16 protein-coding genes and 1 riboswitch are annotated in these 20,871 nt (G+C 41.1%); of the genes, 6 read left to right on the top strand and 10 right to left on the bottom strand.

Annotated elements, in window-relative coordinates; translation table 11 throughout:
• Positions 1–128: 128 nt before the first annotated feature.
• Complete coding sequence (locus AN213_RS00325; RefSeq protein WP_055196784.1) at positions 129–3,281, bottom strand: efflux RND transporter permease subunit; 3,153 nt, start codon at positions 3,279–3,281, stop codon at positions 129–131.
• Between the two features lie 3 nt (positions 3,282–3,284).
• The gene (locus AN213_RS00320; protein WP_054561692.1) at positions 3,285–4,457 is read right to left on the bottom strand and encodes an efflux RND transporter periplasmic adaptor subunit; all 1,173 of its coding nucleotides are present in this window, start codon (positions 4,455–4,457) and stop codon (positions 3,285–3,287) included.
• A gap of 158 nt (positions 4,458–4,615) precedes the next feature.
• Here AN213_RS00320 and AN213_RS00315 point away from each other — a divergent pair, with 158 nt between their 5' ends.
• On the top strand, positions 4,616–4,864 hold the full coding sequence (locus AN213_RS00315; protein WP_054562006.1) for a YkgJ family cysteine cluster protein: 249 nt from the start codon (positions 4,616–4,618) through the stop codon (positions 4,862–4,864).
• Between the two features lie 70 nt (positions 4,865–4,934).
• Positions 4,935–5,609, top strand: a complete 675-nt coding sequence (locus AN213_RS00310; RefSeq protein WP_150114690.1) for an ankyrin repeat domain-containing protein — start codon at positions 4,935–4,937, stop codon at positions 5,607–5,609.
• Between the two features lie 55 nt (positions 5,610–5,664).
• Here AN213_RS00310 and AN213_RS00305 read toward each other — a convergent pair whose 3' ends face one another.
• The 5 genes from AN213_RS00305 to AN213_RS00285 all read right to left on the bottom strand — a co-directional run bounded on the left by AN213_RS00305 (position 5,665) and on the right by AN213_RS00285 (position 12,993).
• Positions 5,665–7,503 carry a TonB-dependent siderophore receptor gene (locus AN213_RS00305; RefSeq protein ID WP_055196782.1) on the bottom strand — a complete coding sequence of 613 codons (1,839 nt, stop codon included), beginning with the start codon at positions 7,501–7,503 and terminating at the stop codon, positions 5,665–5,667.
• Between the two features lie 163 nt (positions 7,504–7,666).
• Positions 7,667–8,221, bottom strand: coding sequence for a DUF4136 domain-containing protein (locus tag AN213_RS00300; RefSeq protein ID WP_054561689.1), 555 nt, complete (start codon positions 8,219–8,221; stop codon positions 7,667–7,669).
• 163 nt (positions 8,222–8,384) lie between these two features.
• Positions 8,385–11,171, bottom strand: a complete 2,787-nt coding sequence (locus AN213_RS00295; protein WP_055196778.1) for a hypothetical protein — start codon at positions 11,169–11,171, stop codon at positions 8,385–8,387.
• Entirely contained in the window at positions 11,171–11,716 is a 546-nt protein-coding gene (locus AN213_RS00290) for a condensin complex protein MksE (RefSeq protein WP_054561687.1), read from the bottom strand. The genes AN213_RS00295 and AN213_RS00290 overlap by 1 nt, the downstream gene beginning before the upstream one ends.
• 2 nt (positions 11,717–11,718) lie before the next feature.
• Positions 11,719–12,993, bottom strand: a complete 1,275-nt coding sequence (locus AN213_RS00285) for a hypothetical protein (RefSeq protein ID WP_055196777.1) — start codon at positions 12,991–12,993, stop codon at positions 11,719–11,721.
• Positions 12,994–13,141: 148 nt separating this feature from the next.
• On the opposite strand from AN213_RS00285, the gene nhaD reads away from it, so the two are divergent.
• Both nhaD and lysC read left to right on the top strand, forming a co-directional pair.
• Positions 13,142–14,392, top strand: coding sequence for a sodium:proton antiporter NhaD (gene nhaD, locus AN213_RS00280; RefSeq protein ID WP_054551492.1), 1,251 nt, complete (start codon positions 13,142–13,144; stop codon positions 14,390–14,392).
• Between the two features lie 88 nt (positions 14,393–14,480).
• A riboswitch (Lysine riboswitch) is annotated at positions 14,481–14,653 on the top strand.
• An 81-nt stretch (positions 14,654–14,734) separates the two neighbouring features.
• Positions 14,735–16,114 (top strand): lysine-sensitive aspartokinase 3, encoded by a 1,380-nt coding sequence (gene lysC, locus AN213_RS00275; protein ID WP_055020817.1) that lies wholly within the window; start codon positions 14,735–14,737, stop codon positions 16,112–16,114.
• On the opposite strand, the gene AN213_RS00270 is transcribed toward lysC, so the two are convergent.
• Positions 16,091–16,828, bottom strand: coding sequence for a 4'-phosphopantetheinyl transferase superfamily protein (locus AN213_RS00270; RefSeq protein ID WP_055196775.1), 738 nt, complete (start codon positions 16,826–16,828; stop codon positions 16,091–16,093). The genes lysC and AN213_RS00270 overlap by 24 nt on opposite strands.
• A 148-nt stretch (positions 16,829–16,976) precedes the next feature.
• Here AN213_RS00270 and AN213_RS00265 point away from each other — a divergent pair, with 148 nt between their 5' ends.
• Complete coding sequence (locus AN213_RS00265; protein ID WP_055196773.1) at positions 16,977–18,302, top strand: sodium-dependent transporter; 1,326 nt, start codon at positions 16,977–16,979, stop codon at positions 18,300–18,302.
• 90 nt (positions 18,303–18,392) lie between these two features.
• On the opposite strand, the gene AN213_RS00260 is transcribed toward AN213_RS00265, so the two are convergent.
• Together AN213_RS00260 and AN213_RS00255 are read right to left on the bottom strand one after the other, a co-directional pair.
• Complete coding sequence (locus AN213_RS00260) at positions 18,393–19,376, bottom strand: 2-hydroxyacid dehydrogenase (RefSeq protein WP_054561682.1); 984 nt, start codon at positions 19,374–19,376, stop codon at positions 18,393–18,395.
• On the bottom strand, positions 19,342–19,857 hold the full coding sequence (locus AN213_RS00255; protein WP_055196770.1) for a glutathione peroxidase: 516 nt from the start codon (positions 19,855–19,857) through the stop codon (positions 19,342–19,344). Before AN213_RS00255 ends, AN213_RS00260 begins: the two co-directional genes overlap by 35 nt.
• Before the next feature lie 114 nt (positions 19,858–19,971).
• Between AN213_RS00255 and AN213_RS00250 the strand changes: the two genes are divergently transcribed.
• Entirely contained in the window at positions 19,972–20,853 is an 882-nt protein-coding gene (locus AN213_RS00250) for an NAD(P)-dependent oxidoreductase (protein WP_055196768.1), read from the top strand.
• Positions 20,854–20,871: the final 18 nt, after the last annotated feature.

The following is a 20,871-nucleotide window of genomic DNA, read 5'->3' as shown; positions in this document are numbered from 1 at the left end:
TTGATGAATTGTTTCTTTTTTGCTCATTTAAGCTTAGCAAAACAATACGATTTATAGGAACATCTTTTTAAATAAAAAACGCTTGGCAAATTTATTGCCAAGCGTTCGGTTGGGATTTTGAGAGGGGTTTAATTACTGGTTGTTTGTAATTTTGCTTCTGGCTCTGCTTTTTTACCTCTTAGCTTGCCAATTAAGCGTTTAAAGTCTTCTAAGGCGACGTACTGGCAAGGGATTAAAATAAGCGTAATGACCGTTGCAAATAACACCCCGAATGCTAGAGATACAGCCATTGGGATAACGATTTTTGCTTGTAAGCTTGTTTCCATAATGATTGGTAATACACCAATAAAGGTCGTTATTGAGGTCAGTAATATTGCTCTAAAACGACGCGCACCGGCTTGCATTACAGCCTCTTTGATTGCTATACCTTCAGCGCGAGCTTTATTGACAAAGTCGACCATCACTAGCGAGTCGTTTACGACCACACCTGCAACCGCGATAATACCAAATACTGACAAGCTGCTCATTGTCATACCTAAAATCATATGACCGAACATTGCACCAATGACACCAAATGGAATAACCGACATGATGATAAATGGCTGTGAGTACGAACGTAGTGGAATAGCAAGTAACGCAAAGATAATCATCATTGATAAAGCAAAATCACGTACTTGTTCTGCCACACTGTCCATTTCTTCTTGAATACGACCTGCCACATTACTTTCTACACCAGGGTAGCTTTTCAGTAGGCTAGGTAAGTATTCGTCACGAATTTCTTTTGCAATGGCAAATGGTTCAGCTTGGTCTGTGTTAACCGCAGCCCAAACGTTTACAGTACGTTTAGCGTTTTCACGACGAATACGGTTTACACCATCCACAATGTTGACTTTAGCAACTTCAGCAAGCGGTACTTCAACACCCGTTGGTGTAATGATACGTGCATCTGTGATGTCACTTACTGCGTTTCGCGATTCACGAGGGTAGCGGATCATCACTTTAATCTCTTCACCGTCACGTAAAATACGTTGTGCTTCTAAACCGTAGTAGCTAAAGCTAACTTGTGATGCCACATCTGAAAGGGTTAACCCTAAGCTGTAAGCAAGCGGTTTAAGTTCAAGTTGAACCTCGTCAGTTGCAGATTGGAGCGAGTCATTTACATCACCTACGCCTTGCATGCTATTTAGCTTTTCTTTTAACTTTGCAGCCACTTCTTTGAGCTTATTGATATCTTTGCCTTCTAAGCGAAAGCTAACATCACCGTCATCACGGCCGCCATTCATGATACTGTCTTCAATATTCAGCGTTTTCACACCTGGCAGTGGTGGCATTTGTTCGCGCCACATTGCACTTAACTGGAAAGTATCAATAGGGCGTAAGTCCGGTTCGACCAAAATCGCCATAATGCGTGCACTTGTACGACCACGTAAACTAACCGATAAGTCGCGGATCATCGCTTGACCATATTGCTCTTCAAGTTGTTTATCGACATCTAAAATCAGCTTTTCAATGGTTTGCGCTGTCTCAAGGGTTGCTTGCTCAGAAGAAGATAAATTCATTTCAACTGAGATACGCGGGAAATCATGTGGAATTTTAGGATTCGCAACAAATTTCACTAAGCCACCAGCGAACATACCGCCACTAACAATAAGCACACAGATAAAGCCAACAATCACGGTGTAACGGTAATGAATACAGCGACCAATAAATGGTGTGTAGTAATTATCAACAAAGTTCTTGAGGCCATTATCCATACCTATACGTAAGCGGTGTAATGGATTTTTAGGGTTCGCAGGTTTATTTTTCATGGCTGCTAAGTGAGCCGGTAAAATTAGTTTTGACTCAATTAATGAAAAAATTAAACATAGGATAATTACACCACCAATGGCTTTAGAAAACGCAGAGCCAGGTCCTGATGCCAATGTTTGTGGTAAGAATGCGGCAATTGTGGTTAACACCCCAAAGGTTGCAGGAATAGCAACGCGTTTTACGCCGCGCACTACGTTATCTAGGCTGTGACCGTGTTTTTCAATTTCAGCACTGGCAGACTCACCGACGACGATAGCATCATCAACGACTATCCCGAGCACCAGTATAAATGCGAATAAAGAAGCTAAGTTAACAGTGATATCAATAAAGCCCAGTGGCATCATTAAAAATGCACCTAGGAATGACACAGGTAAGCCCATCATTACCCAAAACGCTAAGCGTAGTGGTAAAAATAGCGCCAGTACCACCATCACTAAAATACCACCCCAAATCATGTTGTCGATCATCATGTTTAGACGACCTTCAAGGTAGTAAGTTAAATCAACAATCGGTGATAGCTTTACGCCTGCTGGTAACTGTGGTGCTTTATCTGCTAGATATTTTTTTAATACCGCAGCAACTTTAGTGATGTCTTGATCTTTCGACGCATTTACTTCAAAAGTTAGTGAGTTTTTACCGTTGTACTTAGAGTATTGTAAGCCTTCTTCAAAGCCGTCATTAATTGTTGCTACATCACCTAAGAAAACTTGTGCACCATCTGGTAAGTGTAATAAAGGCAGATTTTCGAACTCTTTACCACGATACGCTTGATTTTCAACACGCATCGAAATGTAGCCATTTTCAGAGCGAATTTGACCTGCAGACATATTGGCAGAAAAGCTGCGAACGGCTGTGGCAATATCACGGAAAGTTAAACCATACTCACGTAGTTTATCTGGGCTGATTTCAATGCCAATTTCGTAGTTTAAGCCACTGTAAAAGTTGACCAAGTTAATTTGTGGTAAAGCTTGTAGCTCATCTTTTATGTCGTTACCAAGTTCTTTGAGCTGGTAGTTACTCATATCGCCATACAGCGCGAGTATCATCACTTCTTGCTCAAACTTTTCACGGCGAACAATTGGGCGTTCCATCTCTGCAGGGAAGGTATTGATTGAATCAACCTGCATCTTGATTTCATCGAGTACTTCTTGTGGATCGTACTTTTCTTCGATTTCTATCCAAGCTTGTGAAAAACCACGGTTCGAATAGGTAATTAAACGTTTAATGCCTTCGAGACCTTCTAATGACTCTTCGACCTTAATGGTGATGCCTTCTTCTACCTCTTGCGGCGCAGCCCCCGGATAAACAGCTTGAATACTGATCCAGTTACTTTCAAATTGTGGGAACATTTGCTTACGCACCGACATTGCTGTCAATAAGCCTCCCACTAAAATGAAAATCATAAGTAAGTTTGCTGCTACTGGGTTGCGAGCAAACCAGGCAATAAGCCCTTTTTCTCTGTGCGTGGTCATGGCTTATTCCTCTTTTAACGCTAACTGCGTTGTTGGCACACTCAGTTTTGCGTCATCTAGCTTGACCGCCATGCCTTCAGTTGGGTATTCAAGTGCCGAGGTAATAAGTTGCTCACCATTAGCAAGGCCATTATCGGCGATCACCATGCCATTTTGTTCGCGAACGATGTTAAGTGTTTTAAAGGTAAGCGTTTCGCCATCTTGTAAAACAGCGACTTTTTTGTCTTTAACTAAATGGTGCGGAACAACAATCGCATTATACAGCGCACGGCCTTCGATAGTGGCATTAATGTATGAGCCAAAACGTAATGGCTGCTTTTGCTCATAAGGCGTTGCTACTTGTGCTACTAAGTAATTCATGCGGCTACGTTGGTCTACAACTCCTTCGCTACGTACGATAGTTGCTTGCCAGGTTGTTTGTTTACCTGCAAATTCAGCATTAATTGATACGCTTGCACCAATTCCTTGGTTATTTAGGTATTGCAGATCTTTATCAGCAACAGGTAAACGAATTTCGGCCAGTGACGTTGAGCTCAGACTACCAAAGCTGTTACCAGGGTTTACTACACTGCCTAAACTAATTAGACGCTCGTCAATAATCGCGTCGTATGGTGCTTTAATATATGTACGTTCAAGATTACGTTTAGCTCGTTTTACACTCGCTTGCGCTGCACGGTAACTTGCAAGTTTTTCAGCAAGTTGTGGTTTACGTAAATAAAGCTCAGATGGAATAACTTGGTTTGAGTCACCTTTGATGCGGTCCCACTCAGCTTGCGCAACTGACACCTGTGCACGTTCAATCTCGAGTGCAGAGCTTGCTTGTGCCAAACCGGCTTCAGCTTCAATGAGTGCCGCTTCGTAATCATTTGGGTCAATACGTGCTAGAATGTCGCCTTGCTTAACAAATCCACCTTGTACAAATTGATCTGATAACGACACAACCTGACCACTCACTTGCGCAACAAGTTCAGTTTGGTGTTTAGGTTTAACAATACCGTATGATTTTACATCAAGGGTAATGGCGTCAAAGCTTAACGGTTTAATTGATACAAGCGGGCGCAGATCTTGTTCTGGTTTTTCGACTGGCGGTTGCTTCATAGAGGCAAATGCGAATGCCATTCCAAGTCCGCCGACTAATACGGCGATAGGGAGAATGATTTGTTTTTTACTAGCCACGGGATAGTCCCTCACGGTTGACGGTAATTAAAAATAAATTTGATAGGCTAAGCATACGCAATAAAGTGTTTACAAGGCGTTTGAAGATGTAACAAACCATTACACATATTACAAAGGCGCTACAAAGGTTCTATAAGAGGTACTCAATGACAGATAAAATGGCATGTAGATTAGGCTGTGGCGCCTGTTGTATTGCACCCAGTATTAGCTCACCGATCCCAGGAATGCCCAACGGCAAAGCAGCGGGAGAGCGCTGTATTCAACTTGATGATAATAACCTATGTAAATTATTTGGTGATGAATCAAGGCCTAAGGTGTGTAGTGACTTTTCTGCCACGATTGATGTGTGTGGCACCACTAACGAACAAGCACTGTATTTAATTACTGAACTTGAGCAGATGACTTAAAAAGATTAAACCATTAACACTTTTTAACGGTTGCTGGGATCAGTTGTGTTTTATAGCTTAAGTTTTCTTCATGGTATTTAAAAATAATAAAGAACGACTTGTCTGTTTTAGAATACAACCAACAATACTTGCAAAATTAACTATGAAAAAACATGTAATTATCTATTTACTCTTAGCAAGCTCATTTACTTATGCAATACCACTGCAAGTCAAACTTGATCACAGCTCAGAAACGCAATTGCATACTAATCAACAACTCGTTGATGCATTAAAATCAAATAATAAAGACCAGTTTTTAAAAGCGCTAGCAGCCGGGGCTGATCCAAATTATCAAATTAATCAATCGAGTAGTGTTTTAAGCCTAGCCACGAGTAATCTCGACTCTGACTTTTTAAATGTGTTACTTCAAAAGGGCGGCAACCCGAACAGTTTCAGAGTGTCTGCAAGACGACATTTAATTTTTGAAGTATTAGGGCCAGATAGAATAGAGCATCTAAGAACTTTACTTAGATTTTCTCCAAAACTAGATGTTAAGGATGGCACAGACTCAACACCATTAATTTATGCTGCTATATTGAGTAACTACACTGCGATGAAATTACTAATTGAACAAGGCGCAGATACGTCTCTTAAAAATAATTTTGGCTATGATGTTTTAAAGGTTTTAGAAGATAACGCGACACGAGAATGTCATCAATCTGAGTGCTCGCAACTAAATGAAGTGAAACAGATTATTATGAAATAATTAATAGTCCTCAACGAAAAAATGCCAGTCAATTGACTGGCATTATTGTTTTTGCTTACCACGTATAGGTAGCGCTAAGAGTATATTGTTCGCCGCGGCCTGGGGTACCCGGTACTTCTTCGAATGATTCATCCCAAATGTTGTCAGCTGCAAAGGTTACAAATACATTATCAAGCTGGGCTGGGGTGAATTTTAGCGTTAACTGCGTGAAGAAGGCTTCATCATCAGAGCTACGTAGGCGGTTACTGTGTTGTTTACGCCATTCGTTATCGATACGTAGCTCAAGCACATCCATTGGTTGCCATACTGCACCCAGTGTTACACGGTGATCAGGGTAGTTAAGCGCATAAAAGCTCGCATCAATATCTGCCGTGCCATAGTCTTCTGACTTTTCTAAATAGGTGTAGCTGGCAATTAACTCAGTGCTTTCGAACGTTTTATTCGCTAAAAACTCAACGCCTAAGGTGTCTATATCAACCGGGTTTGCAAAACGTGCAGAGGTTGCATCAAAGCGATATGTCCAATCCGTAAGGTTTTTATCTTTACGGTAGAAAATAGCTGAATCTAAACGCCATGAAGACTGTTCAATCAGTAAACCTAATTCAAGGTTATCGGTGGTTTCGCGCTCAAGGCTGTAGTTACTTCTGAATAATCCGCCCGTTTCACTGCCGCCGATGGCGGTATAACCGGGAACTTGTGATGCTTCTGCGTATGACGCATACCAAGTATGTTCACTGCCATTTTGATTAGCTACTTTAAGGCTGGCATCGGCAATAAATGAGGTATCTGAGCTATCACGGTTCGTATCATCAAATGCAGCACCAACACGTAAAGTAAGCTCTTTGTTCGCTGTAAGAGCTGTCTTGTACTCAGGCAAGATACTTAGCTTGGTGTAATTGCGTGATGTAAAGTTGTTTTCAAGAGACGTTGATTCAATTTCATCAGCAATAAATTGGCCAGCATAATTAATTGCATAGTGGTCATTTAAACGGTGGCGTCCAGAGAGTGCCAATGACTTAACCGTGGTTTCGTGAAACGCTTCAAAAATAGCTGGGTTTTCACGAGACAAAACGTAATGGTCGTTATGTTTACGATAATAACCAGTCACTTCAAGGCTATTGCTCTTACCATACATTTGCTTGTGATTGAGCATGAAAAGCTTGGTTTCAAGATCTTCTGTTTCGTTAAAGTTAAATGGCGTATAAAGGTTTGGCCAACCAAAAAACTTCTCTTGGCGTCCGAACATTAAATCAGTTTGTGAGGTAGAGCTTGCGAGTTGAATACGCGCTGAGGCACGTTCGAAGTCGTGGTCGCCATTATCAATTGAGCCATCACTTTTTGAGTGAGAGTATTCCCCTTCAAAACCTAATCGCCAATCAGGTTTGCTATCAAGCTTTTGGCTATGGGCAGCATGAATGCTTTGTAAATTAAAGCCATTCGTACCTGTGCCAAGAGAAACGCTGCCAGTACTTGTGATAGGGCGCCAGCCAAATGAAACCGTACCAACCGAGCTATTCATACCATAAAGGGCATTATCAGCACCTGTAAGCACTGAAGGGCCTGTTAGCATCTGCGGCGCAATTGGAATTTCAGCAAAGTAGTGACCAGATTGAGGGTCAAATAATGTACTGCTACCAACACGAAAGCCAGTATTTTCGAAAATACCACCACGAATGGTTACATCAGCTTGTGCTTCAGCCATATTGCGCGATTGCAAATCGACACGCGGGTCATATTCTAAGTTTGATACTGGCGCATCAAAAGTACCTACAGGTTCTTTATTTGCGGTTGCTGAAACTTCAACGGTGATTTGTTCAATATTGTTGGTGTCTTCTGCTAGCACTGAGCAAGTGACGAATAATGCGGGAAGTGTAAGCTGTACTGCGCGTACCATCTAAAACTCTCTTGATTTTGTTTAATCTGGGGTAGTGGGCTAGTTAGGCGCACTGAAAATTGCGGGTATTGTATCTGAATCACTGAGTTATACCACTCCAACCAGATTTAAACAGGCAATAAAAAACCGCGCTAATTGCGCGGTCTTTTAACTAAAACAGTGTTTAGTTTTGATTAATTGATTGCGGTGGGAAGTTACTTAGAATGTTAGCAACAGTCTCTTTGATAACTTCAGTGCGCTTTTCAGGTGATTGGTTCTTTTGCAAACGACCTTCTTTAGCACCACGCCAAACTAATTGGTTAGAAGCACGGTCTACCACGTCTAGAATTAACGTACCCACTTCATATTCGCGAGTGGTTGTTTGCGTGTTATAACCCATACCCCAGTAATTCCAGCGTGCGCCGTAACCTACGTTGAAGGTATCTACATCAATTTTAGTATCAACAGAGGCATGATAGTTAATCAGTACATCTGCTTGTGCTAAATCAACTAGCTTCATACCGCTTTTTTCAAGTTCAGCATTTACAGCGTCACGAACACGTTTTTCCATTAAAGGGCTAATTTGGTAGTTCGCTACGTTTTTAGTCAAGCTGGCATTAGGTACCCAAGAGAAGGTTTTATAATTACTAAAATCTGCTGATTTGTCGTAATCCCAATCAGGCGTTTTAGCACAAGCCGCTAAAAATAATACAGCCGTTGCGATTAATAAGTTCTTCATATTGTTTGCTCCTTGGCAAAATTTCCACTACTTGATTGATAACATAACACAAATAATACTCAACTGAATGATTATTTAAAAACTATGGCACATTTACAAAAAAGTACTGTAATAGTTTGTAAACATAGTCATCCTTGACTGAATCAATGATTAATTTTTGTAATTAAACAGTGTGTTCCACATCTATCCAGTCTTTTTCATCCACCCAGTTTTGTGCACCATCTTTAACAGTACGAATAGGGACGATGTAATCACAGCTAACTTGTGGTTTAACTGAGGCAAAAATCGGCACAAAGCCAAAGCTAAGAGCGGTTTCGATAATTGCTTTTTGGTTTTGTGGGTCGATATCGGCAGCTTCATCGATATAAATCGGAATACGATACAAGTTTTGTTCTTGGTCGCTTAATAAGTAACGAATAAACAGCATGCCGCAAAGTAGCTTAATGGTAATACGCGTACCGTTAGAACCAGCTGAGTCAATTTTTTCGAAGTGCTCAGTTTCACCAGCACGGTTTACTACTTCAAAACGAATATCAAATAAGTCGGTCAGTGTTAAACCGGCTTTTTCTGAGGCAAGCTTAATCAAATGATCTTTCGCTTCGTTTACCGCAGATTCGCTATAAGGCTCTTGGCTTAATAGGTCTAGGGTATCGCCTTGCTCAAACTGATTTGAGGTACTAATAATGGTATCAATGCTATCAACCAACATCTTGCGCGGAATAACATTAATTTTGAATGCTTGAAGGTTAGAGATACGGTGCTGACTAATGCCTTTATTAAAGCTGTTCATTTCGCGGCGTAGGCGGTCTAAGTCTTCACGCAAGCCCTTAATAGTGGCGGCTACTTCGGTTAACGCAACTCGGCCTTGACGTTCAACCGCATCGCGCTCGTTATCGATGTTATGAAACGCGCTGATGAGCTTTTCGTATTTAGTAAACTCATCGTTTTCGTTATCAAATTTAGTAATACCCGCATTGTAAATATGCATGTAGGTGTTACGTACGTTGATATCAAAGTTACGTAGCTCTTGGCAGTCTTTGTTAAAGTGATGAATGAGGTCACTTAAGTTATCAAAATCAATATTGATTTCAATCATGTATGGAGTGACTTTGCCTGAGTAAAAGTCAAGCGTGTGATCGATACGTTCAGATTTAACTTGACGCAAACGGTCAGCTTGGCGGGCAAGCAGATCTTTTTTCGACTTGATAATTGAGCGACGATCGCTGATTGAGCCACTATTTTTTTGAATGTCTTGCAGATAGTCGTCAACTTGTTCGCGTTCTGCATTTAACTGCTCTTTTAGCAGAGTTTGTGCATCGACAGATTGCTGCATCACTTCAAATTGTTCAAAGCGTTTTAATGCTTCTTCTGAAGCCATTAGCTCATCATATAAGGCATCTTTTTCTTTTTGCTTTTCGGCCACATTAGCAGCGACTTCGCGCTGTTGTTTAAACTCTTTCAGTGAGTTTTCAAGAGCAGCGAGTTGCGCGGTTAATTGCTCTTTATTTTCGCCCGTTTGCATTTGCACTGGGCTTAGCTTTTTAAGTTTAATAGTTGCGCCAGGAAGAGTCAGTACACCGCCTTTCACGTTAGCTGATAACTGCTCTAAAAACTCACCAAAAGCATCTTCGTCTGTTATATCAACATCACCATTGCTGGTGGTGGCAAACGATAAGATATCTGGGTTTAAAATACGCGAAATTTCTTCAACTTCTTTTAAAGACAAATCTTCACGCATACGAGTGAACAAATTAAACTCGAGGTTCTTTAACTGCAGTTTTAAGCTCTTAATTTGCTTTTGTGTTTCGCTGATACGGTAATCTAGTGTGTGTAAGCTTTGACCTTGAGCACTGCTTAATGAATGCGATAACGATTCATAATCTTGTTTAAGCTGAGTAAGGCTTACTTTTAAAGTGGCTTTGTTAACTAGTTCAAACTCAGATTTAAGCGCTCGATAGTCTAAAAACCACTGTTCAATTTGAGTTTGTTTACGTTCAATATCACGGGATTGCTGAATATACAGCTGCTGCTTTTGGTCGAACTCGTGCTTTTCGTGTTCGATATCCTCAAGTGCAATATTTAGCTCAGCGAGTTGCTCTTGTTGATAGGTTTCAAAGTCAATCAGTGCTTGGTCAATTTTTGGCGCATAGGCAGCAAGTTTGCCTTTTAAAACCGTTTGGTTTTCAAGCATAGATTCAAGGGCTGCGATAGGCTCTTGCATTGACTCAAGGGCTTTTAATTCACGTTTAGCGTGATTCACTTTATCGAATGAACGTCGCCACACTTCATAAAAGTCGACCCGTGAGTTTGACATATGACGCTCAAATACACGTAGCATAAAGCGTTTAACATCACTGGCACCTAACTTATGCAAGTTAAGAATACGGCGGAAAATTTCTTTGTAAATCGCGGAGTCTTGCACGTTATTGAGGGGGATCATCTTTAAGTTGATATCGCCATCAAACGGTGTTGCGCCGCCAGTGAGTAGGGCGTTTAGCTCCTGCGCTTTTAATTCAATTGGATTAAAACCTTGCTCTTTTAAGTGATTAAAAAGCTTGGTGAATTTTACAATGGTTTTGCCTTGAGTGTAGTGATCAAGGTTCAACTTACCTTGGTAGCAAAAAAACTGATGCGCGTAACCGGCAATTTTACCAAGGCCGGCAACACCAATCACCACAGGGCCATTAGGCAGGTCAGCTTCGAGTAAAATATAGGATTGATCTGACGAAAAGTAGAATTTTCGGGTTTCGTCTAAATCGTGGCCATCCCATTCTGTTAAGCGCAAATCATTAATCAGTGGAAATTGCAGGGCATTAATTACCGAGCTTTTACCGGTATTATTCGGTGCACAAATAGAGCTACTTTTATCCAGTGGGATCACGCATTTTGCATAGCCTGCGGTATTTAAAAGCGCAAGTTTGCTGAGTCCGTATAGGCTTTGGCTTTGCATTAGTCGTCATCTCCTAGGTAGGTTTCTTCGTTTACTTCCATTAATGCATCGATATAACGATAAATAGGTGCTTGCAGCATAAAGCCGTTTTCTACTTCGCGAGCAAGACCTAAACGTACCATACGTAGATAAACGTCTTTACGTAAATCTGAGCCTGAGAAGATTTCTAATTGATCAAACAGGTGCTTGTTGATTTGCACTAAGGTTTGCATCAGTTCAAGGTCGTTTACTTCGTCAAACAAAGCACGCATTGGATCTTTACCGGTATTGGCATAGTGCTCAATTAAGATGTAGATAGTCAGTGCGATGGCACGCGAAATTTTCCCCATGTTTGGGGTGCTTTCGTCGCTGCCAAAATAGTAAAAGCCACGGCTATCATGTTGTAGGTCATGGCCAAGGGCGTTAAATAACGCGCGATAAGCATCAATGTGTTGGTCAAGCTCTTGCCACATCAGCGTGTCTTGTTCGCTAATGTGGTAGCCTGATGTGAGCTTTTTATTAATAGCTTGCAGATGCGTTAAATCATCTAAATTAATATCTGTCATGGTTATTGCTCTGTTGCTTTTTTATCGTCAGCAATCGATGAGTTAAATGGGTAAAGAGAGAAGTGTTGCTGGGCAATTTTTATTTTTACTTTCTCTTGGCTTTGGCTGATTTCAAGGTCGCCATCGCTAATCAATTTTTGATACAAGAACAGCATTTCGTCAGCTTCTAAGTCTGGGTAGCTTTCATCTAAGAAACTAAGCAGCGGCTGAGCTTTTTTGCTGGCTTTTTTAAAGCGTTTTCTAAATTGTGTTTTAACGTCGTTGTAATCAGGAATATGCGGGCTTTGATAGGCGGGCACATCATCATGTTCAGGAAGCTGATATTCATCGTGCTCAAAGTCAACTAAGCCTGCCATATAAGCCACGATATGACGTTGCTGACCAAGTGAAAAACGTTGTGCGTCTGAGACAAAGTTAGGCTGTACTGCACTTAACATGTTATCGACGCCATTTTTACGCACTAAACCAAGCACTTTAGCCGCTTGGCGAGTAATTAGGTTGTTGCGACGTAACTCTTCACGTAGCGGCATCAGCATATCGGCGCTTTTACGTAAGCTTTCACGGCCAACTAAATGCATTTCTAAAATACGGGTACGTAATTGTTCAAGCATGCGCTTGTCTTGATATGACTTACCAAGGCGGTCAATTTGCTCTATTTGCGCGCTAATTTGTGCTTCGATGGTATTAAAGCAAGCGTGGAAGTCACCTCGAATATCCACCATTTCAAGCATAGGCTCGATGTATTCATCGAACGCTTCAATTACAGCCTGATAGCGTTTTTGCAGTGATTGCACCGCGTTATCAGCTTTCGCTTGCTCAACAATATTTAAAATTGCGTTTTCATTGTGGGCAAATAATTTCATTATTTTGCGTACCCGATCATCCATAATACGGCTGAAGCGGCGAAGCTCGTCGTAATCTTCAATTTCACCGGCTTTAGCAAGGCGATTACCAAGGCGAGCTAAATCATCAACAAGCACACTAATTTCTTGGGCAAGACCTAAGTGTTCTTCTTGTAGCAAGAAAGTCGCAAAATCGGCGATCGCGCGGTTGATTTCTAACTGCGATGATTTTGCCAGTGGAATGATAATATCTTGATTCAATAAACGATTTGTCTCTTTATAAATGCGTTCATTTGACCATGAAGGTTGTTTTTGTTTTATCGCATTTTGTACGTCTTTCAAGCTGAAATCAGCCATCTTAAAACGTTTAAATAGCAGTTCTAACACCCCCCAATGTTCAGTAAGGGTATTTAATAACTTTTTAGCTGGGATCATAAGGCTCCAGTAAATTCAGACTTTGGTGTTAGCGATTAGTATTAAATTATGTAATTGAGAATAGTTTTATGCTTTCTATGCTGCTAGAATCCGCGCCGAAACACTCGACTTACAATTTTTACATTATTATAAAGGTTGTTCAAACACCATGGTAACCCCACTTATCCTAACCCTGATAGCGGTGGCATTTTTGCTTATCGTTATAGAGGATATTATCCATGTAAACAAGGCCAAAACGACGCTTTTTTTTGGCACTTTATGCTGGATTATCTTATTTATCTCTCCAATTCATGGGCAAAGCCCAGAAACAATACAACATCAACTGGATCACAACATATTAGAAATCGCGACTTTGTGGCTGTTCTTAATGGCTGCGATGACCTTTGTAGCGTATTTAAACTCTAAAGGTTTTATCCAGAATATTGTTCATAAAATTATGCCAAATCAAATCAGTGAACGAAAGCTGATGTTTCTGATTGGTGGGTTTGCGTTTCTATTTTCATCAATATCAGACAACATAACTGCAACTTTAATCTCGCTTGCGGTGGTGATGTCACTTAAGTTAGATCCTAAAAAATTAATAAAATATGCGACCTTAATTGTATTTAGTGTTAATTCGGGTGGGGTGTCGTTGATCACGGGTGATGTTACAACCCTGATGATTTTCTTAGACGAAAAAGTCACGATTGCTAATCTACTATTATTAATTGCCCCTGCACTGACAAGTGTTGCACTGCTCGCGGCGATGTTGTCGGTGGGTATGTCGGGTAATGTTGTGTTTGAAAAACAAGCAGCCCGTCGTATCGAAAAGACAGATATTACCATTGCGGTTATCTTCTTCTCGACGATTATTGCTACGTTAACTTTGAGTGTGCTTTATAGTGTGCCGCCGTTATTAACTTTTTTATTTGGTTTATCTCTGATGTTTTTGGTTGCGCAATTCTTAATGCGCAAAAAAGACGTTAACAAAAAAATCATCGATTATATTCGTGAAATTGAATACGACACCTTATTGTTCTTCGTTGGTGTGTTATTGCTGGTTGGCGCATTAAAAGAAGTTGGTATGCTTGCTAAATTTACTCACTTATATGAGTTGATGGCACCGGAATATGCCAACTACTTGATGGGGCTATTATCAGCGGCGGTAGATAACGTACCTCTAACTGCAGCACTTTTAAAAGCTGATATTGTGATGAGTCCTCAGCAATGGCTGTCGTTTACTTACGCAACTGGGGTAGGTGGCTCAATGCTTATTATCGGCTCTGCGGCAGGTATTATTGCCATGAGTAAGGTTAAGGCACTGACCTTTATGAGCTATCTTAAAATGTCGGTTTATTTATTAATTGCTTATACCGTTGGTTATTACGGTTCGCACTTAGCGGGCAGTTTAATTTCATAAAACAACTTGACAGCTAGACGTCTAAACGTTAACTTTCGAAGCCTGCTTTTAACAGCAGGCTTTGTTATTTTAACCAGGTGTTAACTTAACATTCAGAAGAGGTGCGATACTTAGGTAATTAATGTGAGGTGACGAACGCCGATGACCATTAATGAGGGAAGTACTCGCCGAGAAAATTAACCGGACGTCACGGTTATTTTTCGGTTTATGGGGCTGAATCCTCAAAACTGTCACCAAACTAGGTGGAGAGCTTCTGGCATGGACTACTCTTTATTTTCAAAGCACCCCCTTGCCGAGTTCTTCTTGAATTACTGTGGATAGTTTTCCACAAAAGGAGACGACATGAATACCCAATTAGCCGCCAACACAAAATCAGATTACGTTGTTGCAAAATTTGGTGGCACCAGTGTAGCTAACTTTGATGCTATGAGCCGCTGCGCTGAAATCATTTGTGCTGATAATCAAGTACGTATTGTTGCTGTGAGTGCCAGTGCAGGCGTGACAAACCATTTAGTTGCATTGTGTAAAGCTGATTTGAGCGCGGCTGAGCGTGATGAACATATTACTGGTGTGGTAGCCATTCAAGAAGCAATTTTGGCAGAGCTGTCACTGGATGCTGATTTAGCACATGGCTTTAATGAAACGCTTAAGGCTTTTCAAAAGCTAGCATCAGACGGGGCTAAGTCAGTAGCAGATCAAGATGAACTACTTAGCTTTGGCGAGCGTTTGTCATCGTATTTATTTACTCAAGTATTACGCGGTCAAGGTCTTGATGCGGTGCGTTTTGATGTACGTAAAGTGCTAAAAACAGATAGCCAATTTGCTAAAGCTACCCCAAATGTTGCAGCAACCGCTGCGGCTGCTAAAGAACATTTAGTGCCATTACTTGATGACCATGTTGTGGTAACTCAAGGTTTTATTGGAAGCAATGAGCACAATCAAACGACCACTTTAGGGCGTGGTGGTTCAGATTACAGTGCTGCATTACTAGCTGAAGCAATTAACGCAAAAAGCGTGCATATTTGGACCGATGTTGTGGGTATTTTCAGTACTGATCCGCGTTTATGCGCTAAAGCAAGCCCAATTGCACGCTTAAGCTTTGATGAAGCGGCAGAAATGGCAACGTTTGGTGCAAAAGTACTGCACCCGGCAACCATTTTACCTGCAAGCCGTAGCCATATTAGTGTGTTTGTTGGTTCAAGCCGTGAACCACAGTTAGGTGGTACATGGATTGAAAAAGAAAAATCTCAGCAACCAGGTATTCGTGCCGTAACACAGCGTAAAAATCAAATTCTGTTAACGGTTAAAAGCCCAGAAATGCTCCTAGCGAGTGGTTTCTTAGCCCGTGTATTCACCATTTTAAGTGAGTTTAATATTTCGGTTGATTTGGTTACTACCTCCGAGATCAGTGTTGCAATCACTTTAGATAACGCGCCAAATGCATCACGCCCTGAGCTTGATCAAGCTTGTTTAGATAAGCTTTCTGAGTTTTGTCATGTGTCGGTTGAGAATAACTTAACGCTGGTGGCTTTAATTGGTTCTGAAATTCAATTACGTCAGCAAGAAATGAACTTAATGCAGGTATTGAGTGATTTTAATATTCGTTTAATTTGCCACGGTGCAAGTAAACATAACCTGTGCTTCTTAGTTGAGCAAAGTGAGTCAGATGAAGTCGTGCAGGCTATTCACAGCCGACTATTAGAAAGCCAAGTCGCGGCGTAAGTCGTTAAAATTAATAAAAGAGCACTGCCAGTCAGTGCTTTTTTGTGCCACAACACTTATATCAAAGCCTTCAACAGAGTTACTACTCGCGCTGAAATTATGTTTGCTCAATTCTTCAAATACATTAGGAGCAAGTAGTTTCGCAATTGGCTGAGCACTTGCTTTGGCAAGCGCTTCTTTTAATGTCCAAATTCTAAAAAAGCACTGTGCCTGTTCATCGGGAGCGTCAAAACGGCTAATTAAGTCAACTTCATCTTGATGATAAAAATGCTTTGCGAGTTTGATAAAAGGGCGAGGCTTACTGCTTTGTTCAATATCAAAACCAAATCGCTGCTGTTCGGGGTTAAGGGCTGCGCCAATTAAACCATTCGAATGTGATAAACAGGCCCACACAGGTTCTCTGCGTTTTGTGTGTAATTTGAGCTTACTGTCTTTGTCATTAAATTGGCTTGATATTTCATTGAGAGCTAAATCATCACTAGGGTAAGCATGTTGATACAAATACTTTAACGTTAGGCGAGTCGCTAAGTACTCTTGCTTGGCGCTAGGAACTTTGCGTTTTTCAAGTACGCTTAATTCAAACTCACTGAGTAATTTATCAAGGGGTAAACTTGCAACATCAATATGTGTTGCATCCATCAGCATAATTTTTTTGACCGTTATTTGGCTTTGCTGCTCGATGATAAGAGTATTCGAAAAGTAGTCACTGCTCATGGTTTAACGCTTACACGAAGGCTCGTATTTAGTTTTGTTCATTTTTACAGCAGATGCACATTTATAGGCATGAACAAACGCAAATAGTTTACGCAGTTGACTGTAATTATGGTTTAATGATGAAAAATAATAACAGATTTGTAGATGTATGGCACAAGTTCGTGACGGCTTTCAAAGTCGATTAGGTTTCGTTTTAGCAGCTTCTGGTGCGGCGGTAGGTTTAGGTAATATTTGGGGCTTTCCAACACAAGCGGCAAACCATGGCGGCGGTGCATTTTTACTCGTTTACTTCATTGTTATCTTCTTATTAGCGCTTCCGGCTCTGTATACTGAGCTGTATTTAGGCCACCAAGCGCAAGCGAATCCAGTAAAAGCATTATCTAACGCATGGCAAGACACAGCGCCTAAAGTGGGGGCAGCAGCTGGTTATATTGGCCTCTTTGGTGCGGTTGTAATGCTGAGCTTTTATTCGATAGTTGCCGGGTGGATGCTCGCTTATGCGCTCGAGCCAGTCGCAAGCTTCTTTGGTTTTACTGAGTTAAGTAACTTTTTACACAGTGACTCTATGGCACGTAATTTTGTGTTTACGCCACTGATGCTTATTCTTACCGCGAGTATTATTTTAAAAGGCGTTAAATCAGGTATCGAAACTTGGTCACGCCGCTTAATGCCATTATTGCTAGTGTTATTAGTGGCGTTAATTGCTTATATCGCCACCCTAGATGGTGCGATGGATGGCTTTGCAGCCTATTTAGTGCCAGATTTTAGTCAAATTTTTGATGCAAACTTAATTATTGCGGCAATGGGACAAGCGTTCTTTTCATTGTCGTTAGGTGTTGGTTGTATGATGGTTTACGGCTCTTATTTAAAGCCAGATGCCAACCTGCCTAAATTAACTGGTACTGTGGCATTGCTTGATACCGGTGTAGCCTTTTTAGCGGGTTTATTGATTATTCCGGCTATTTTTGTTGCTCAACACAACGGTGTAGAGGTATTTAGCGGCGGTAAATTGGTCGGTGAAGGGCAGTTAATTTTTGCAATTTTACCTGAACTGTTTAGCACGATGGGCCAAATGGGTTTACTCGTTGGCTTATTATTTTTTGTATTAATGTCGATTGCCTCAGTGACATCAACCATCTCATCGACCGAAATTCCAGTAGCATTTTTAGTTGAGAATCACAGTGTAGAGCGCAAAAAAGCAACCTTATTTGTAACGTTAATCGTGTTTATTGCCTCATCACTGATTATCTTAAACTTTGACTGGTTATTTGGTTTAGTCATTATGGTGCTTACACAGTACCAATTACCTTTAATGGGACTGTTCTATTTCATTACTGTTGGCTGGTTATGGCAGCGTGGTAATAAATTGCATCAAGTATCGAGCGGTCCTCATTATTGGTTTGCCCAGTACATTCGCTTTGTCTGCCCGTTATTAATGACGGCGGTTTTTGTGAACGTGGCGTTGTTGAAATAGAGATTTGAGTTGCTAGTTTTAAGTGAAAAGACAAAAAGTAAAAGGCGTGGGGTTAAACCTCACGCCTTTTTAATTTAAGGGGCGCTTGCTTTAAATAACTTCGTTAGTTAATGGTAAGCCTTGGCTTATCTCATTAGCACTTTGTAATGTGGTGCAGGCTATTTCGCTAAGTGCTTCTTGGGTGAAGAAGCCTTGGTGGCCTGTCACTAACACATTTGGAAAGCTAATAAGACGTGAAAAAATATCGTCTTGCATGATTTCTTCACGGTGATCTTTAAAGAATAACTCTGACTCTTGCTCATACACATCAAGCCCTAGGTGTCCGAGCTTTTTAGACTTAAGCGCCTGAATACATGCTTGGCTATCAAGAAGTGCACCACGAGAGGTGTTAATCAGCATGACACCATCTTTCATTTTCTCAAATGCGCTAGCATCAATTAAATGATGAGTATGCTCGTTGAGCGGGCAGTGCAATGAGATGACATCACTTTGTGTGAGTAAAGTGTCTAAATCGCACAGGGTATAAGGGCCTTCACCAGCCATTGGGTCGCAAACGAGTACCTTAGCTCCAAAGCCATTTAATATATTTACCAGCGCTAAACCGATTTTGCCGCAGCCTATAATCCCAATAGTTTTTTTAAACAGATTAAAACCAAGTAAACCGTTTAAATCAAAGTTACCTTCACGTACGCGGTTAAAGGCTTTATGGGTTTTTCGGTTGAGCGTTAGCATAAGGGCAATACAATGCTCTGCTACTGCTTCTGGGCTATATGCAGGGACGCGGCAAACCTTGATGTTATGCTCTTTGGCAGCATCAAGGTCTACATTATTGAAGCCTGCACAGCGTAATAAGATTGCTTTAATGCCAACAGCCGCCATATCTGCAATGACGTGTTTATCGACCGTATCGTTTACAAACACGCACACTGCATCGAAACCTTGGCAAAGGGGCGTGGTATTGCTGTTTAAGGATTGCTCAAAATAACTGAGCGAAACAGACTCAGCGTATTCAGTTAGATTCCTTTCAAAAAACGGTTGCTCATACTTTTGCGCACTGAATAAAGCCAGTTTCATCATTTAAATTACTCTCTATCACCATTTTGAGGGTTTCGGGTTTGGTGCGCGGGGCATATCGCGCAACGAGTTGACCCTCTGAGTTTATAAGAAATTTGGTGAAATTCCATTTAATTGCGCGGTTTTGTGCAATTCCACGGGTATGACACTTTAAATAATTAAATAACGGGTGGGCGTCTGGGCCGTTGACTAACACCTTGTTAAAAATAGGAAAACTGACATCAAAGTGCTGCTGATAAAAGGCTTTAAGCTCATTGCCATCAAGTGGCTCATTGTGGCCAAATTGATTGCAGGCAAAACCCAGTACGGTAAAACCTTGCTGTTTATATTCTTGATACAACTTTTCAAGGCTTGCCATTTGCACTGAAAAATTACATTTGCTGGCAATATTGACGATAAGCGCTGTTTTTCCTTGTAACGATTCAAGGCTAAAGTTTTCACCAGATGCAAGCTGGGCATTGAAACGATATATACTATCCATGTTTTACCTGTGTGTTTTTAAACGGTTTAAATGAACTTTTTTTCATTCGCTTTTTAGTTATTCGGTTGAGATAATGAAATTGTTACTAATTTATCACTCAAATAGGTCAGTTTTATGTCAATGAAAGTCGCCTTCATCGGATTAGGTGTAATGGGTTACCCAATGGCGGGTCACCTTGCCAACGCAGGTCACAATGTGACAGTTTACAACCGCACAACGGCTAAAGCACAAAAGTGGATTTCAGAGTATCAAGGTGAATACTCTGAAACGCCAAGTGAAGCAGCAAAAGGGGCTGATATCGTTTTCATGTGCGTAGGCAATGATGATGATTTACGTTCAGTTGTTTATGGTGAAAATGGTGTGCTGGCAAGCATGCATGAGGGCAGCTATTTAGTTGACCACACTACAACATCAGCTGAAGTGGCACGTGAAGTGGGTGCTCAAGCGAAACTACAAGGTATCGCATTTTTAGATGCGCCGGTTTCTGGCGGCCAAGCGGGGGCAGAAAATGGTGTATTAACCGTGATGGTTGGTGGCGACGAAGCTGACTTTAATGTTGTTCAACCTGTTATGGCTGCTTTTAGCCGTTTTAGCCAATTATTAGGTGAGGTAGGCTCAGGTCAACTGTGTAAAATGGTAAATCAAATTTGTATTGCGGGTGTGGTACAAGGCTTGGCTGAGGGTTTACACTTTGCTAAACAAGCGGGTCTTGATGGTGAAAAAGTAATTGAAACCATCTCTAAAGGCGCTGCAGGCTCATGGCAGATGGAAAACCGCTACAAAACAATGTGGGCTGGCGAATATGAATTTGGTTTTGCTGTTGATTGGATGCGTAAAGATTTAGGCATCGCTTTGGATGAGGCAAAGGCAAACGGCGCAACTTTGCCGATGACGGCAACGGTTGATCAATATTACGCCGATGTACAAGCGTTAGGTGGCGGCCGCTACGACACCTCTAGTTTATTAGCGCGCATCGAAGCGTTACATAAAAAGTAATATTCATAAAAAACGCGA

Origin of the sequence: Pseudoalteromonas sp. P1-8 (assembly GCF_001399985.1) — a bacterium.
Classification (GTDB): Bacteria; Pseudomonadota; Gammaproteobacteria; order Enterobacterales; family Alteromonadaceae; genus Pseudoalteromonas.
This window is presented reverse-complemented; position numbering and strand designations above follow the sequence as displayed.